General features: G+C 71.8%; 17 protein-coding genes. All 17 read right to left on the bottom strand.

The window, feature by feature from the left end:
* Positions 1 to 45: 45 nt before the first annotated feature.
* Positions 46 to 495 (bottom strand): DUF2550 family protein, encoded by a 450-nt coding sequence (locus tag Y09_RS10115; RefSeq protein WP_053917594.1) that lies wholly within the window; start codon positions 493 to 495, stop codon positions 46 to 48.
* 17 nt (positions 496 to 512) lie between these two features.
* A complete protein-coding gene (locus Y09_RS10110; RefSeq protein ID WP_053917593.1) occupies positions 513 to 794 on the bottom strand; it encodes a F0F1 ATP synthase subunit epsilon in 282 nt (93 codons plus the stop codon).
* Positions 791 to 2,263, bottom strand: a complete 1,473-nt coding sequence (gene atpD / locus Y09_RS10105; protein ID WP_053917592.1) for a F0F1 ATP synthase subunit beta — start codon at positions 2,261 to 2,263, stop codon at positions 791 to 793. Before atpD ends, Y09_RS10110 begins: the two co-directional genes overlap by 4 nt.
* A gap of 62 nt (positions 2,264 to 2,325) precedes the next feature.
* A complete protein-coding gene (locus Y09_RS10100) occupies positions 2,326 to 3,240 on the bottom strand; it encodes a F0F1 ATP synthase subunit gamma (protein WP_029360186.1) in 915 nt (304 codons plus the stop codon).
* A 72-nt stretch (positions 3,241 to 3,312) separates the two neighbouring features.
* Positions 3,313 to 4,938, bottom strand: coding sequence for a F0F1 ATP synthase subunit alpha (atpA, locus tag Y09_RS10095; protein ID WP_053917591.1), 1,626 nt, complete (start codon positions 4,936 to 4,938; stop codon positions 3,313 to 3,315).
* 83 nt (positions 4,939 to 5,021) lie between these two features.
* Entirely contained in the window at positions 5,022 to 5,834 is an 813-nt protein-coding gene (locus Y09_RS10090) for a F0F1 ATP synthase subunit delta (protein ID WP_053917590.1), read from the bottom strand.
* Positions 5,835 to 5,843: 9 nt separating this feature from the next.
* On the bottom strand, positions 5,844 to 6,389 hold the full coding sequence (locus tag Y09_RS10085; protein WP_010549596.1) for a F0F1 ATP synthase subunit B: 546 nt from the start codon (positions 6,387 to 6,389) through the stop codon (positions 5,844 to 5,846).
* 10 nt (positions 6,390 to 6,399) lie between these two features.
* A complete protein-coding gene (gene atpE, locus Y09_RS10080) occupies positions 6,400 to 6,627 on the bottom strand; it encodes an ATP synthase F0 subunit C (protein ID WP_010549597.1) in 228 nt (75 codons plus the stop codon).
* Between the two features lie 110 nt (positions 6,628 to 6,737).
* Positions 6,738 to 7,634, bottom strand: coding sequence for a F0F1 ATP synthase subunit A (gene atpB / locus Y09_RS10075; protein ID WP_082358751.1), 897 nt, complete (start codon positions 7,632 to 7,634; stop codon positions 6,738 to 6,740).
* A gap of 133 nt (positions 7,635 to 7,767) precedes the next feature.
* Positions 7,768 to 8,247, bottom strand: coding sequence for a hypothetical protein (locus tag Y09_RS10070; RefSeq protein ID WP_053917589.1), 480 nt, complete (start codon positions 8,245 to 8,247; stop codon positions 7,768 to 7,770).
* On the bottom strand, positions 8,231 to 9,355 hold the full coding sequence (locus Y09_RS10065; protein WP_010549600.1) for a glycosyltransferase family 4 protein: 1,125 nt from the start codon (positions 9,353 to 9,355) through the stop codon (positions 8,231 to 8,233). Before Y09_RS10065 ends, Y09_RS10070 begins: the two co-directional genes overlap by 17 nt.
* Complete coding sequence (locus Y09_RS10060) at positions 9,352 to 10,389, bottom strand: L-threonylcarbamoyladenylate synthase (protein WP_053917588.1); 1,038 nt, start codon at positions 10,387 to 10,389, stop codon at positions 9,352 to 9,354. The genes Y09_RS10065 and Y09_RS10060 overlap by 4 nt, the downstream gene beginning before the upstream one ends.
* The gene (prmC, locus tag Y09_RS10055) at positions 10,386 to 11,384 is read right to left on the bottom strand and encodes a peptide chain release factor N(5)-glutamine methyltransferase (protein WP_082358750.1); all 999 of its coding nucleotides are present in this window, start codon (positions 11,382 to 11,384) and stop codon (positions 10,386 to 10,388) included. The genes Y09_RS10060 and prmC overlap by 4 nt, the downstream gene beginning before the upstream one ends.
* Positions 11,381 to 12,517, bottom strand: a complete 1,137-nt coding sequence (gene prfA, locus Y09_RS10050) for a peptide chain release factor 1 (protein WP_053917587.1) — start codon at positions 12,515 to 12,517, stop codon at positions 11,381 to 11,383. Before prfA ends, prmC begins: the two co-directional genes overlap by 4 nt.
* A 143-nt stretch (positions 12,518 to 12,660) precedes the next feature.
* The gene (rpmE, locus tag Y09_RS10045) at positions 12,661 to 12,873 is read right to left on the bottom strand and encodes a 50S ribosomal protein L31 (RefSeq protein WP_010549604.1); all 213 of its coding nucleotides are present in this window, start codon (positions 12,871 to 12,873) and stop codon (positions 12,661 to 12,663) included.
* Positions 12,874 to 13,065: 192 nt separating this feature from the next.
* The gene (locus tag Y09_RS10040; RefSeq protein WP_053917586.1) at positions 13,066 to 14,046 is read right to left on the bottom strand and encodes a LacI family DNA-binding transcriptional regulator; all 981 of its coding nucleotides are present in this window, start codon (positions 14,044 to 14,046) and stop codon (positions 13,066 to 13,068) included.
* Positions 14,043 to 16,061, bottom strand: coding sequence for an aldo/keto reductase (locus Y09_RS10035; protein WP_053917585.1), 2,019 nt, complete (start codon positions 16,059 to 16,061; stop codon positions 14,043 to 14,045). Before Y09_RS10035 ends, Y09_RS10040 begins: the two co-directional genes overlap by 4 nt.
* Between the last annotated feature and the right edge of the window lie 266 nt (positions 16,062 to 16,327).

Genomic DNA, 16,327 nt, shown 5'->3' with positions numbered 1-16,327 from the left:
CCGTCGCCGCCCGAGTCCGCTCGGCCTCGCCGCCGTCCGCTCGGCTCAGTCCGCGTCGCCGATGACGAGCCCCGTCGGCGCGGCCTCGAGCCAGGAGTTCAGCGCCGCGCCCGGCACGAGGTCGACGACCGCGTGGACCTCCCGGCGGTCGCGCAGGGTGAAGGCGAGGAGGTAGGCCTCCTGGCCGCCCTCGACACGGGCCGGGAGCCGGCGCCGGTTCACCTCGACGATCTCACCGCGGCGGATCACGACCTCGGGACCGATCCGCACCGAGAACGCACGGAACCAGCGCAGGCGGTCGGTGCCGAAGCGCATCATGCCGTGCTGCCAGCGCTCACCGCCCACGATCCCCCGCCGTTGCAGCGAGCACTCGAAGGCACCCCGGGTGCGCGAGCCCAGCACCTGGCGCTGGGCGACCAGCAGCACTGCGAGCACCACCAGAACGACGAGCATCCCGACCCCCACCAGGAGGATCGGGATGCCCTTGTCGTCCATCTGCGATGCGCCGCCGCTCAGATCCGGTCGGCGTGCGGCGCCTGGGCCTCCGCATCATCGACGCCGATGGTCACGACGTCGGAGTCCACGGAGACGAAGCCGCCCGACACGGAGCGCTCGTCGACATGGCCGTCCAGGTCGTGGATCCGGATGACGCCGTCGCCGAGGATCGCGAGCGTCGGCTGCATCTGCGGCAGGATGCCCATCGAGCCGTCGATCGCGGGCACGACCACCTGCGAGGCCTGCCCGGTCCAGACGGTCCGGTCGGCGGTGACGAAGGTGACCTCGAGCGCACTCACGCGCCGAGCTCCTTGTCGATGCGGTGCTGGTTCTCCAGCACCATGTCGATGCCGCCCACGTTGAAGAAGGCCGACTCGGTGATGTGGTCGAACTCGCCGTCGCAGATGCCCTTGAAGCCCTCGATGGTGTCCTTCATGGGGACGTCCGAGCCGTCCACGCCGGTGAACTGCTTGGCGAGGTGGGTGTTCTGCGAGAGGAACTGCTGGATGCGGCGTGCCCGCGAGACGATGACCTTGTCCTCCTCGGACAGCTCGTCCACGCCCAGCATCGCGATGATGTCCTGCAGCTCCTTGTTGCGCTGGAGGATCTGCTTCACGCGCACCGCGGTGTCGTAGTGGTCCTGGCCCACGTAGCGGGGGTCGAGGATCCGCGAGGTCGAGGCCAGCGGATCGATCGCCGGGTAGAGGCCGCGCGAGGCGATCTCTCGCGAGAGCTCCGTGGTGGCGTCGAGGTGGGCGAAGGTCGTCGCCGGGGCCGGGTCGGTGTAGTCGTCGGCCGGGACATAGATCGCCTGCATCGAGGTGATCGAGTGGCCGCGCGTCGAGGTGATGCGCTCCTGGAGAACGCCCATCTCGTCGGCCAGGTTCGGCTGGTAGCCCACCGCGGAGGGCATGCGGCCCAGCAGGGTGGAGACCTCGGAGCCCGCCTGGGTGAAGCGGAAGATGTTGTCGATGAACAGCAGCACGTCCTGCGCCTGCTCGTCGCGGAAGTACTCGGCCATGGTCAGGGCCGAGAGCGCGACGCGCAGACGGGTGCCCGGCGGCTCGTCCATCTGGCCGAAGACCAGGGCAGTCTTCTCGATGACGCCGGACTCGGTCATCTCCTCGATGAGGTCCCAGCCCTCACGGGTGCGCTCGCCGACGCCTGCGAAGACCGACACGCCGTCGTGGTTGTTGGCCACGCGGTAGATCATCTCCTGGATGAGCACCGTCTTGCCCACGCCCGCACCGCCGAACAGACCGATCTTGCCGCCCTTGACGTAGGGGGTGAGCAGGTCGATCGACTTGATGCCGGTCTCGAACATCTGGGTGGCCGACTCGAGCTGGTCGAAGTTCGGTGCCTTGCGGTGGATGGGCCAGCGCTCGGAGATCTGCAGCTGATCGGCGGGCTTGTTCAGCGGGGTGCCGATCACGTCGAACACGGTGCCGAGGGTCGCGTCGCCCACCGGCACCGAGATCGGGGCGCCGGTGTCGGTCACGGCCTGGCCGCGGACCACGCCGTCGGTGGGCTTCAGCGCGATGCCGCGCACCATGCCGTCGCCGAGGTGCTGGGCGGTCTCGAGGGTCAGGGTCGACGCCTCGAGGCCCGAGCCGGTGTCCTCGATCTGGATGGTCAGCGCGTTGTAGAGGTCGGGGATGTTCCCCGGGGGGAACTCGATGTCGACGACGGCGCCGGTGACGCGCGCGACGCGCCCGGTGGCGGTCGGCGCCGAGGCGACGGGGGCCTGGCTGTCAGTGGTGGTGGTCATGTGTTCTCTCCATGTCGAGCCGACGCTGGGGCGAGGTCGGCCACAATCTGTCGGCGGATGTCTCAGCGTTCGGTGCGGCCGGATCCCGAGAGCGCGTCGGCGCCGCCGACGATCTCCGTGATCTCCTGGGTGATCTCCGCCTGGCGGGCGGAGTTCGCCAACCGGGTGAACTTGTCGATCTGCGTCTGGGCGTTGTCGGTCGCGGTCTTCATCGCACGCTGCGTGGAGGCGTGCTCGGAGGCCATCGCCTGCAGCAGGATGTTGGTGATGCGCGAGCGGATGTACCGGGGCAGCAGCTCCTCGATCACCGCGTCCGCGTCCGGCACGAACTCGTAGAGCGGGTAGGTGGGCGCGTCCTGCTCGGCGCCCGCCTCGACCAGGCCCATCGGCACCATGCGGACGGACGTGGTGCGCTGGAGGAACCGGGACTCGAAGCGGGTGCCGACCACGTACATCTCATCGAGGTGGACCTCAGGGTCCTCGGTGAGGAGGTCCTCGGTGAGCACCGAGGCGATCTCCCGCCCGAGCTCCGGGATCTCGTTCTCCTTGTACGGCGTCCACGCGCGGTGCGGGGGCCGGTTGCGGAACCGGTAGTACGACTCGCCCTTGAGGCCGACGACGTACATCACGGGGGTCTTGCCCTCGTCGCGCAGCGTGTTGGCCAGCTGCTCGGCGGCCCGGATCACGTTGTGCGAGTAGGGGCCGGTCATGCCTCGGTCCGCGGTGATCATCAGGATGCCGACGCGGCCGGTCTCGTGCCGCTCGCTGTCCAGGAACGGGTGCGAGATCTCCGTGGAGTGCGTCGCCACCGAGCCGATCGCGCGGGTGAGCGCCTCGGCGTACGGCGTGGTCGCCTCCACCCTGGCGTGCGCCTTGGCGATGCGCGAGGCCGCGACCATCTCCTTGGCCTTGAAGATCTTCTTCATCCCCTGGGCGGAGCGGATCCTCTGCTTGTATACCCTCTGCTGGGCTCCCATTGCTCTCCTCGTGCGAGATCGGTGCGTGGCCGGCGGGTGCCGCCGCCCCGTGCGGGACGGCGGCAGCTCGCATCAGCCTCGGACGATCTGCTCCTGCTCGATCTCGCCGGCGCCCATGCGCCCGTTCTCGTCGGTGCGCGCGGCGCCCTCGCCCTTCCCAGCCAGGAAGTCCTGCTTGACCTGGTCGAGGATGCTCGAGAGCTCCTCCTCGGTCGAGGACTCGAACTTGCCGGTGGTGCGGATGGTCTCGAGCACGCCGCCGTTGTGGCGCAGGTGCTCCAGCAGCTGGGCCTCGAAGTCGCGGACGTCCTCCACCTCGACGTCGTCGAACTTGCCCTTGGTGCCCGCCCAGATCGAGACGACCTGCTCCTCCATCGGGAAGGGCGAGTACTGCGACTGCTTGAGCAGCTCCATCAGGCGAGCGCCGCGGTGCAGCTGCTGCTTCGAGGCCGCGTCGAGGTCGGAGGCGAACATCGCGAAGGCCTCGAGGTCGCGGAACTGCGCGAGCGAGAGCTTCAGGGTGCCCGAGACCGCCTTCATGGCCTTCGTCTGCGCGGAGCCGCCGACGCGGGAGACCGAGATGCCGACGTCGACCGCCGGGCGCTGGTTCGCGTTGAACAGGTCCGACTGCAGGAAGCACTGGCCGTCGGTGATCGAGATGACGTTGGTCGGGATGTACGCCGAGACGTCGTTCGCCTTGGTCTCGATGATCGGCAGGCCGGTCATCGAGCCGCCGCCCATCTCGTCGCTGAGCTTGGCGCAGCGCTCGAGGAGGCGGGAGTGCAGGTAGAACACGTCGCCGGGATACGCCTCGCGGCCCGGCGGGCGGCGCAGCAGCAGCGACACGGCGCGGTAGGCCTCGGCCTGCTTCGAGAGGTCGTCGAAGACGATCAGGACGTGCTTGCCCTCGTACATCCAGTGCTGGCCGATGGCCGAGCCGGTGTAGGGGGCGATGTACTTGAAGCCCGCGGGGTCCGAGGCGGGGGCGGCGACGATCGTGGTGTACTCCAGCGCGCCGGCCTCCTCGAGGGTGGCGCGCACGGAGGCGATGGTCGAGCCCTTCTGGCCGACGGCGACGTAGATGCAGCGGACCTGCTTCGAGGGGTCGCCGGACTCCCAGTTGGCCTTCTGGTTCAGGATCGTGTCGATGCCGATCGCGGTCTTGCCGGTCTGGCGGTCGCCGATGATCAGCTGACGCTGGCCGCGGCCGATCGGGGTCATCGCGTCGATGGCCTTCAGACCGGTCTGCATCGGCTCCTTGACGGCCTTGCGCTGCATCACGCCGGGCGCCTGCAGCTCGAGGGCGCGGCGGCCGACGGTCTCGATCTCGCCGAGGCCGTCGATCGGGGCACCGACCGGGTCCACGACGCGGCCGAGGTAGCCGTCGCCGACAGGGACCGAGAGCACCTGGCCGGTGCGGCGGACCTGCTGGCCCTCCTCGATGCCGCTGAACTCGCCGAGGACGACGACGCCGACCTCGCGCAGCTCGAGGTTCAGGGCGAGGCCGAGGGTGCCGTCCTCGAAGCGGACGAGCTCGTTGGCCATGACGTTCGGGAGGCCCTCGACGCGCGCGATGCCGTCGGCGGCCTCGCTGACGCGACCGATCTCCTCGCGCTCGGTGGCGCCTGCCTGGTAGGTGGACACTGCGGTGTCCAGGGCGTTCCGGATCTCCTCCGGGCTGATCGTGAGCTCCGCCATCTGGTGCTTCGCTTCCTCTCGGTCTCCCCGCGATGGGGAGTGTCTGGTCAGTGCTGGGGGACGCCGGGGCGTCGAGGGCTGGTTCAGGCCACGAGCGAGGACCGGGCCCGCGAGAGCCTGGCCAGCACGGTGGCGTCGTAGAGGTCGTCGCCGACCTGGATCCGGAGCCCGCCGACCACCTCCGGGTCGACCTGGAGGTTCAGCTGCACCTCACGGCCGTAGATGCCGGTCAGGACCGCGGAGAGGCGGGCCTGCTGCGATTCGTTCAGCGGGACGGCGCTGGCGACCTCCGCGAAGGCGCGCCGGCGACGGTCCGCGGCGAACCGCGCGAACTCCTCGACACGACGGGCCGGCTTGAGCTCGCTGCGACGTCCGACCGCGCGCGCCGCGAGGATGACCGTGAGCGAGTGCACGCGGCCCTCCAGCAGCCGGCGCAGCAGCACCGCCCGACGAGCGGGCTCGTCCCGAGCCCCGTCGAGGGCCGAGGTGAGGTCCCCGCTGCTGTCGATCAGGCGGGAGACCTGGAAGAGCTCCCCCTCGATCTGCTCCAGCACTCCCTCGCGCAGGGCGAGGTCGAGGAGGGTCGAGACCCCGAGCAGCTCGAGGGCGTCGAGGATGTCCTCCTGCTCGGACCAGCGTCGCCGCACGACCTCGAGCGCGAGCTCGAGGGTGCGGGGCCCGACCCGGCCTTCGAACAGCGAGCGCACGGCGGCCTCCTTGACGGCCGCGGGGCGGCCGGCATCGGAGAGCATGCGCACCAGCTGGTTGCTGGAATCGATGGCATCGGCCACCGAGAACAGCTCCTCGGCCTCGGTGTCCGGCACGGCGTCGGCCGCGGGGGCGGCCTCTGCCTGTCGGAGCACCTCGGCGAAGGAGGTGGAGGAGGTTCCTCGCATCACGGGTCCTTATCGGGTGGTGGTCTGGCTCGACTCGAGGTCGTCCAGGAACCGGTCGATCACACGGCGGGAGCGCTCGTCGTCGGTGAGGGACTCCCCGACGATCTTCGAGGCGAGATCGCTGGCGAGGGTTCCCACCTCACCGCGCAGCTCCGTCGAGGCGGCTACCCGCTCGGCGCTCAGCTGCTGGCGTCCTGCGGAGAGCAGGCGCTCGTTCTCGGCCTCGGCACGGGCACGGGCCTCGTCGACGATCTTTTGGCCGTCGGCGCGCGCCTTCTCGCGGATCGCAGCGGCTTCCTGACGCGCCGCCGCGAGCTCCTGCTCCTGGTCGTTCCTGAGCTGGTCAGCCTGCTCCTGGACCTGCTCCGCATGGCGGATGCCGCCCTCGATCTTCTCGCTGCGCTCGTCGAGCACGGCGTTCATGCGCGGGAGCACGAACTTCATGAAGACGCCCGCGAAGATCAGCAGGAAGATCGCCGACCAGACGATCTCCTCCGGGAGCGGGATGAGCAGCCGCCAGCCGGGTACGGTGTCTGCTCCTTCGGCAAGAATCATCGACTCTGCCTCAGAAGATCAGGCCGGTGACGATCGCCAGCAGCGCGAGGATCTCGGTGAACGCCACACCGATCAGCATGGTGGTCTGCAGCTGCGAGCGCATCTCGGGCTGACGGGCCTGCGCCTCGGCGGTCTTGCCGACGAGGATGCCGAGGCCGATGCCCGGGCCGATCGCGGCGAGGCCGTATCCGAGGGTCGCGATGTTGCCGGTCACCTCAGCGAGGATGGTGGACTCCATGGGGTGTTTCCTTTCGTTGTGCCGCGCTGGGGGCGACGATCAGGTTCTTGGGGGTCGGGAAGGTCGGGGAGCGCTCGGCGGGGCCGGGTGACCTGCCGCCGCAGCGGGGGTCAGTGCTCGTCGGAGGTGGCGAGCTGGATGTACACGGCGGTCAGCATCGTGAAGATGAAGGCCTGCAACGCGGCCACGAAGATCTCGAATCCGTAGATCCCGATCGCCATCGCGCCGGCGAAGGGCGAGATCGCGATCAGCCAGTCGCCCGAGAACAGCAGCGCGTGGGTCATGCCGATGAACACCACGATCATCATGTGCCCGGCGACCATGTTCGCCAGCAGTCGGATGGTCAGTGAGGCCCAGCGGATCACGACGACCTGGAGCAGCTCGATCGGGATCAGCAGGATGTAGATCGGCCACGGGATGCCGGGGGGCATCGTCTCGGCGCGGAGGTAGCCGAGGAAGCCGTGCTTGCGGATGCCGGCGCCCACGTAGGTCACGAACGTCCACAGCGCCAACAGCAGCGGCAGGCCGATGACCGAGGTCCCGGCGAGGTTGAGGCCGGGGACGACTCCGGCGAGGTTCATCGACAAGATGAACACGAACATCGTGATCAGCATCGGGGCGAAGCGCTTGCCGTCCTTCAGCCCCAGCGTGTTCGCGATGATGTTGTTGTTGACGAAGTCGATGACGAGCTCGACCGCACTCTGGACCCGGCCGGGGACCAGCTTTGCGCGCGAGGCGACGATGCACATGAAGATGAGCACGGCCGCAAGCACGATGAGACGCACGAGCTGGACCCGGTTGAACTCGAAGACGGTGCCTTCGAAGAGGATCGCGTCGGGGAAGAACTCACCCAGCGTCGGGATGTGGAAGAACGAGTCTTCCTCGGCGTGCAGCGTGGGGCTGAGGTCTGCGGTGTCCAGCTCGATCTCCCGTGGTCTGGGGCCGACAGCGGGGTGCCGTGCCTCGGTGTCATTCTCGATCGGTGCCGTCCCGGATGCGGCCTCCATGGTGTCCAACGATGGACGTGGACGGGGCGGCCCGGCTGGTCGATCAGTGCTCTGCCCGCTCCCGGTTATGCTCCGTGATCAGCGCTCGAACACCTCGTGAAGCATAACAGAGGATCGCCTTCCGGCCTGGGTCCTAGGAGTGCTCGTCGGGGCTCGCGGCAGGGTCCACATCGAGCGGCTGCCGAGTGCGGGCCAGCACCACGGCCTCGATGAGGACGGCCGAGACCGCACCGACCAGCAGTGCGAGCCCGATCCATGTGCTCGAGACGGACTCGACGTCCCTGACCAGCAGTAGGACCAGGATCACAGCGAACATCTTGACCGCCCAGGAGCCCAGCACGGTCGCGGCCATGCTCACCGGCGTGAGGCGGGGCCCGGCGAAGGTGATCGCGACGGTCGGGAGGACGATCGCCAGGGTGAGCCCGGTGCCCACCAGCGCGCCGAACAGGGCGGCGCTCTCGGGGCGGATCGCCGCGATCGCGAGCAGGACGAGATCGGCGACCAGGCCGACGCCGGCGGCGATCAGCGTCGCGCGCTGCATGGAGCGGTCGCTCGCGGCCCGCCGCGGGGAGCGCGGGCTCGAGGAGGCGGGGGTCTCAGGCTGAGCGGGCATCGGAGTCCTTCCGGTGGCGGCCGGGCCGCCATCTGAGCGGGTCGAAGGTGAGCAGGACGGCCAGGAGCATCCCGATCGCCCAGAAGATCCCGACCACGTGCCGCGGGGCCATCAGCGGGAGCAGCAGGCCCACGCAGATCACGATCGTCCAGGTGTACATGATCAGCACCGCGGTGCGCTTGGAGTGCCCCAGGCCCAGCAGGCGGTGGTGCAGGTGCGCCTTGTCGGCGTGGAAGGGGGACTTCCCCGATCCGATCCGTCGCACCACGGCGAGGCCGAAGTCGAGGATGGGGATCACCATCACGCCGATCGGCAGCAGGATCGGCAGGAACTGGCCGAAGAAGTCTGCGCCGGAGAGGGTCACGGGGTCGACCTGGCCGGTGACGGCGATGGTGGAGGCCGCGAGCAGCAGGCCCAGCAGCATCGAGCCCGAGTCCCCCATGAAGATCCGGGCTCGCGTGAGATTGTGCGGCAGGAAGCCCAGACAGGCCCCGATCATCACGGCGGTCAGCAGCGCGGCGAGCGAGGAGTAGTCGGAGGCCGAGGTGTCGCGCGTGAGCATGTACGCGTAGTAGAAGAAGGCGGAGCCGCCGATCGCCATCACGCCGGCGGCGAGGCCGTCCAGGCCGTCGACGAAGTTCACGGCGTTCATGCTGACCACCACCACGAGGACGGTGAGGATCAGCGCCGCGCGCCCCGACAGGACGGTCATGCCGTTGATCGGGAGGGTCACCAGGCTCACCCCCTGCCAGGCGAGCAGCAGCGCGGCGAGCACCTGGCCGGCGAGCTTGGTCATCCAGTCGAGGTCCCAGCGGTCGTCGGCCGCGCCGAGCAGACACACCAGCGCCGCGGCGGAGAGAATGGCCCAGGGCTGGCGGGAATCGTGGAAGAGCCCTTCGAGGAAGGGCACGTTGCTCGCGATCAGCATCGCGGCGACCACGCCGGTGAGCATCGCCAGCCCTCCCAGGCGCGGGGTGACGGCGTCGTGGACGTCGCGCTCCCGCACCGCGGTCATCGCCCCGGCGCGCCGGGCCAGCAGCCGCACCGCGGGCGTCACCAGGAAGGTGACCGCCGCCGCGAGCAGCAGCAGGAACAGGTAGATCCTCACCCGGGCATGTGCTCCGGGCGGGCGGGGCCGTCGTCCGGCCGGTCCTCCGGCGCGGCGGCCGTCGACCCGGAGGTCGAGGGCTCGGAGGCCGGGGACCCGGAGCCCGAGGATCCGGCGGTCGAGGCCTCAGTGGTCGAGGGCTCGGAGGTGGAGGGCGCGACGTCCGACGGCGCGGCGGCGTCCTCGCCGGGAGCGGCCAGCGGCGTCTCGGCCGGGCCCTGCGGGACGCTCTCGAGCTCGGGCTCGGAGGGCAGGTCGAGGACGGAGGGGGCGTCCCCGTCGGCCTCGCCGGCGGGTGCGGCGTCGGAGGCGCCCTCGGCGCTCTCCGTCGAGGTCCCGGGCTCGCCGTCCTCGCCCTGCTCCCCTGCCGCGTCCTCCTCCTCGGAGGGCTCGGGGGCGGTGAAGATGTCGCCGACCACGTCGATGATCTGCTGCTTCGTGATGGCGCCCTCGCGCACGATCTCGGCAGGCGTGACGGTGGCGTCGAGGATCGTGGAGCTCGCGCCGATCCGGGCGGCGCCCCCGTCGAGGTACACCTCGACCGCGTCGCCGAGCTGGGTCGCGGCGTCGAGCACGGAGGTCGCCGCCGGCTTGCCGTGGCGGTTCGCGCTGGAGACGGCGAGCGGGCCGGTGCGGCGCAGCAGCTCGAGCGCGGTCTCGTCCTCCGGCATGCGCAGGGCGACGGTGCCGCGGGTCTCGCCCAGGTCCCAGGTGAGCGAGGGCTGGGCGGTGAGGATGATGGTCAGCGCACCGGGCCAGAGCGCCTCGGCGAGGTCCTCGACGTACTCGGGCAGGTCGGTCGCCAGCGCCATCAGCACGGCGTGGTCGCCGATCAGCACGGGCGGCGGGGTGTCGCGGCCGCGGCCCTTCGCCTCGAGCAGGTCCTGCACGGCCTGCGGGGTGAACGCATCGGCGCCGATCCCGTAGACGGTGTCGGTCGGCAGGACGATGAGACCACCGCCCCGCACGGCGTCGACGGCGGCGGCGAGGGCGTCCTCGCGGGTTTCTGGGTTCTGGGTGTCGTGCACGCTCACCCTGACAGTCTCCCATGTCCGTCCTGCGACTCCGATGCACGACGGCGCGCGATCAGGAAACGGTCGCGTCCGGTGAGGTCGGGGGCCGTGAGGATCCCCTCGAAGCCGCCGTGGTCGCGGGCGAGGGCGCGCGTCGCCCCGCCCTGCACGTCGGCGTGCTCCATCACGAGCAGGCCGCCGGGTCGCAGCAGCCTCGCCGCCCAGGCCACGACGGCGCGCGGGACCGCGAGACCGTCCTCTCCCCCGCCGAAGAGGGCGCGGTGCGGGTCGTGCGCGAGGACCTCGGGGTCCTGGGGCACGGCGCCGTCGGGGATGTAGGGCGGGTTCGAGAGGACGGCGTCGACGGGGGCCGCCGCGGCGAGCTCCGGGACCTCCCCCAGCAGGTCGGCGTACAGCACCAGGCCGCGGCCGGGACCGGCGAGCTCGAGGTTCTCGGCGGCGAGCTCCGCGGCGGCGCCGTCGACCTCGACCGCCAGCACGCGGGCGCCGGGCAGCTCGTCGAGCACGGCCGCGCCGAGCGCGCCGCTGCCGGTGCAGAGGTCCACGATCTGCTCGAGCGGCCCGCTCGCGTGCTCGCGCAGCAGGTCCAGGGCGAGCTCCGTCTCCGGACGCGGGATGAACACGCCGGGGCGCACCCGCAGCTCGAGGCGGCGGAACGGGGCGCTGCCGAGGATCAGCTGCAGCGGCTCGCGCGCCTCGCGCCGTGCGGTCGCGGCCTCGAGGCGCGCGTCGAAGTCCTCCGGGAGCTCGTCGAGCAGGACGAGCGGCCGGTCCGTGCGTGCGGCGTGGGCGATCAGCGCCCGGGCGTCAACGCTCGGCGAGGGGACGCCCGCCGCGCCGAGGCGCGCGGTGGTCCCGGCGAGGGCGGCGCGCAGGCGGAGGCGCGTCCGTCCTCCGGGGGTCCCTCCCCCCTGAGCCTCTCCATCAGGTGCCCGGCCGCCGGGGCTCCCGCCGTCGGCCCGGGTCTGCTCGGCGCCCTCCGCCGTGCCGTTCACGCCGGATCCTCCGTGCCCTCGCGGGCCGCCTCGGCCAGCCGGGCCTCGCGCTCGGCGCGGCGGGAGGAGTCGATCAGGTAGCCGAGGTCGCCGGCGAGGACCTGCGCGAGGTTGTTCGCCTTGTAGCCGGTGCGGTGGTCGGCGACCCGCGACTCGGGGAAGTTGTAGGTGCGGATCCGCTCGCTGCGGTCGACGGTGCGCACCTGGGAGCGGCGCGCGGCGGAGGAGGCCGCCTCCTGCTCGGCGCGGCGCGCGTCCAGCAGCCGGGTGCGCAGGATCCGCAGGGCCTGCTCGCGGTTCTGCAGCTGGCTCTTCTGGTCCTGGCAGGAGACCACCAGTCCCGTGGGCACGTGCGTGATCCGCACGGCGGAGTCGGTGGTGTTCACGCTCTGGCCGCCGGGGCCGGAGGAGCGGAAGACGTCGATGCGCAGGTTCGCGGGCGCCATCGCCTCGGCCAGCAGCTCGGACTCGTCGGTCTCGTCGGCCTCGGGCAGCACCAGCACGCCGACGGCGGAGGTGTGGATGCGACCCTGGGACTCGGTGACCGGGACCCGCTGGACGCGGTGGACCCCGGCCTCGTGCTTGAGGTGCGCGTAGACGCCCTCTCCCGGTGCGCCGGCGCCACGGGCGGCGATCGCGACGGTGACGTCCTTCAGGCCGCCGAGCTCGGTCTCGGAGGAGGTCAGCACCTCGGTGCGCCAGCCGCGGGCCTCCGCGAAGGAGCGGTACATCCGAAGCATCTCGGCGGCGAACAGCGCGGACTCCTCGCCGCCGGCGCCGGCCTTGATCTCCAGGATCACGTCGCGGGAGTCGTCGGGGTCGCGGGGGGCGAGCAGGTCCTCGAGGTGCGCGCGCTCGGCCCGGAGGCGCTCGGCGAGCCGTTCGGTCTCGGCGGCGAGCTCCTCGTCGTCCTCGCCCAGCTCGGCGAGCTCACGGGCGGTGGCGAGGTCCTCGGCGGTGGAGGACACGCGGTCCGCGGCCTCCAGGATCCCCTCGAGCTCCGCATAGCGTCGGCCGACGCGACGGGCCCGGGCCGGGTCGTCGTGCAGCGTCGGGTCCGCCATCGATGCCTGCAGGGAGGCGTGCTCCCGCCGCAGGGTCGCCAGTCGGTCGCCGTCCTCGTGCTCGCTCATCCGTGCTCCTCCCCGGTTCCTGCAGATCCCGCCTGCACGCGACGACGCCGGTGCACGCCCTGGGGCGCGCACCGGCGTCGGAGACCTGCTGTGCGTGGATCAGGCCGCGCAGGCGGCCGTGACCCTCGCCGCTGACACTCCGGTCAGGAGTTCTTCTTGCCGTAGCGGGCCTGGAAGCGGGCGACGCGGCCCCCGGTGTCCAGGATCTTCTGCTTGCCGGTGTAGAAGGGGTGGCACGCGGAGCAGACCTCGGTGCTGATGGCGCCGTCGGTCTTGGTGCTGCGGGTGGTGAACGTGTTGCCGCAGGTGCAGGTCACCTGGGTCTCGACGTATGCGGGGTGGATGTCAGCCTTCATGTCTCTCCTTGCTCGGGGTCGCTGGGTCGGTGCCCGGCGGGCGCCGTGAACCAGAACCGACGTCACAGTCTGCCACGCCGGGGCGGGGCGGGGCGAGGGCTCCCGGTGCGGCGTGCGCAACATCGCAGCAGCCGGTGGCGGATGCGCCCGTCGGGCGCGGGGCCCCGCCCTGCAGTCCCGCCCGCGGGGCGCTCAGGTCGACTCGCGCACCACGAGCCGGTAGTCGACCCGGCGGTGGGCCTCCTCGCCCCGCAGCGGCACCGTCCCCTCGAGCATCCCGGCGACCAGCTCGACGGCCTCCCGGGCGACGCGGTCGATGTCCAGGGCGAGCGTGGTCAGCTCCGGGGAGACCAGGGTCGAGATCTCGAGGCCGTCCACCCCGGTCACGCGCACCCGGGAGGGGACCTCGATGCCGGAGCGGCGCAGGGCGCGCAGCATCCGCACGGCGAGCTCGTCGTTGAAGGCCACCAGCGCGTCGGTGCCCCCGGCGAGGAGCTCCGGCAGCGCCTCCTCGTGCCCATCGTGGGGATGGACGGTGCGCACGGGCACCTCCCCGCCCGGGGCGAGGCCCGACAGGGCGCCGACGAGGGCGCGGGTGCGCTCGTCGGTCTCCCGCGTGCCGTGGCCGAGCACGACGGGGCGCCGCACGCCCCGCTCCCGCAGGTGCGCGGCGAGGTCCGCCATCGCCTCCGTGCGCGGCAGCTCGAGCACGCCGGCCTGGTCGATCTGCTCGGGCGTGCCGTCGACCTGCACGATCGGCATGCCGCCCCCGCGGATCCCGGCGGTCGCCACGCCGTAGCCGACCAGCGCGTCCACGCGACGTGAGAGGTCCGCGGCGACCTTCTCGGGCTGCGGGGCGTCGTCCGCCTCGGCCAGGACGACGTTCCAGCCGTGCGGGGCGCAGGCGCGCACCACAGCCGCACCGAGCTCCGCGTAGTAGGTGTTCGAGAACCGGCCGACGACGAGGCCGAGCGTCGTCGGCCCCTGCTCGACCAGCCCCCGCCCGAAGCGGGAGGGCCGGTAGTTCAGCTCCTTCGCGGCGGCGAGCACCCGCTCCCGGGTCTCGTCGCTGATGCCGGGCATGTCGTTCAGCGCCCGCGAGACCGTCTGCCGAGAGACCCCGGCGCGGGCGGCGACGTCGATGATCGTCGCCCGCCGGCCCTGCCTGCTCATCGGGACGGGGAGCGCAGGTCGAGCCAGGCCGACTCCTGGGCGCTGAGCTCGACGCCGAGTCCGAGGGTCGAGGAGCGCATCTCGCCGATGCTGCGCGGCCCGAACAGGGCGAAGGTCGGGAACTGCTGGTGCAGCACGAAGGCGAGCGCGATCGCGGTGGCGGGCACGCCGCGCTCGGCGCCGAGCTCCTCCGCGCGGGCGAGGCGCTCGAAGTTCTCCTCGCTGTAGTAGCAGCGCACGAGCTCGGCGTCGGAACGGTCCTCGGGGTGGGCGCGGCCGGTGAAGAAGCCCCTGGCCTGGGAGGACCAGGGCAGGAGGGCGATGCCCCGCTCCTCGAGCCAGGCCTTGGAGTCAGGGTCGGTGGCGTGCACGCAGCCGGCCCACGGCACGTCCAGCGCCTCGGCGAGGCCGAAGTGGTTCGAGAGGATGGTGAAGCCCGTGCGGCCGTTGGCCTTCGCGTAGGCGTTGGCCTCGTCGACCCGCTCCGGGGTCCAGTTCGAGCCGCCGTAGGCGCGGATCCGGCCCGCGCGCAGGTGCTCGTCCATGACGTCCACGAACTCGCCGACGGGGATGTCGGTGTTGTCGCGGTGCATCATGTACAGGTCCGCGTAGTCGGTGCCCTGCCGCTCGAGGGACTCCTCGAGCTGGCGGGTGATCGACTCGGGATCGCAGTGCGGGGTGTGCGCGCCCTTGGTGATCATCACGACGTCCTCGCGCACGCCGCGATTGCGGACCCACTGCCCCACGAGCTTCTCGATGTACCCGCCGCCGTAGATGTAGGCGGTGTCGAAGGTGGTGCCGCCCATCTCGAAGAAGGCGTCGAACATCGCCGAGGCGTGGGCGAGGTTCATCTGGTTGTCGCAGCCCATCACGAGGCGGGAGACCTGCTTGTCCACGCCCGGGATGCTGCCGTAGGCCATGGGCACACCGGCGCCGGTGGGCACGCTGCCGGCCTGCAGCGGCCGGCCGGTGAGGGTGGGGATGTCGGCGGTGTCGGCCTCGAAGGGGAAGCGCAGCGAGAGCTCCTCGCGCCAGGCGTCCAGGGCCCGGGCCTGGCCGAGGGAGCTCTCGGCGGTGAGCTCGGGGACCTCACCGCCCTTGCGGGCCGCGCGGACGAGCGCATCGGCCTCCAGCGCGTAGGCGGAGGCGCGGGGGATCTCGAGCCGGCGCGGCTCCTCCCCCACCACGTCGAGCTCGATGACCTGCTCCTCGCCGAGGCCCCACGGGTCCGACAGGCGGATCACGCCGCGGGAGCCGGTGATCGTCGCGGACTGCGGATCGGCCAGGCGCACGCCGGTGCGCAGGGAGGCGGTCGCGCCGCCGGGGAAGCTCAGCTCGGCGACGGCCCATTCGTCGACCCCGGTCTCCCCGATCGTGCCGCGGCCGGTGAGCGAGGCGGGCTCGACGGAGGGACGGCCCACGGCGGCGCCGGCCACGAAGCGGGCGAGCGAGAGCGGGTAGCAGCCCACGTCGAGGATCCCGCCGCCGGCAGTGGCGGTGTCGAAGAGGCGGCCGCTGCGGGATCCGGTGTCGAAGGCGAAGGAGGCGTCGACGTGGACGAGCTCGCCGATCGCGCCCTCGGCCACGAGCTCGAGGACCCGCACGGTCTGGGGGTGGAAGCGGTACATGTACGCCTCGAGCAGCACCTTCCCGGAGCGGGCGGCGAGGTCGAGCAGCGCCATGGTGGTGCCGGAGTTCGGGGTCAGCGGCTTCTCGACGAGCACGTGCTTGCCGGCCTCGAGGGCGGCGGCTGCGAGACGGGCGTGGCCGGTGTGCACGGTGGCGACGTAGACGGCGTCGACCTCGTCGCTGGCGAGGACCTGCTCGTAGTCGCCCACGAGCGCGGGCCCCTCGAGCGGGAACTCCTCCGCGAAGGCGCGGGCCCGCTCGGGCGAGCTGCTGCCGACGGCGTCGAGGACGCCCTCGGCCGAGTCGGGCAGCTGGGAGGCGAAGCGGCGGGCGATCGCCCCGGGGCCGAGGACGGCCCAGCGGAACGGGGTGGAGGAGGTGCTCATGGGTGCGGGATCCTTCGATGGGGGCGGGCGTCGTCGGCCGTGGTCGCTCGGCGACGCAACCTGGAGGGCCCGCTCGTCGTGAACGTTCACTATCCCTTACGGTAGCCGCTTCGACGACCGGTCACAAGCGCTTCCCCGGAGCTCGCCGGATCGGATGCGCCCGTCCCCGCCGGGACGGCGCGCCCCGGAACGACCGCTCACGCACGGACGGGCCGGGACCGCTGCGCAGGGCAGCGCTCCCGGCCCGTCCGTCGGCTGTGGCGGCA

This window comes from Brachybacterium sp. SW0106-09 (assembly GCF_001293905.1).
GTDB classification, from domain to species: domain Bacteria; phylum Actinomycetota; class Actinomycetes; order Actinomycetales; family Dermabacteraceae; genus Brachybacterium; species Brachybacterium conglomeratum.
The sequence above is the reverse complement of the archived record's forward strand: the minus strand, read 5'-3'. Positions and strand labels throughout refer to the sequence as shown.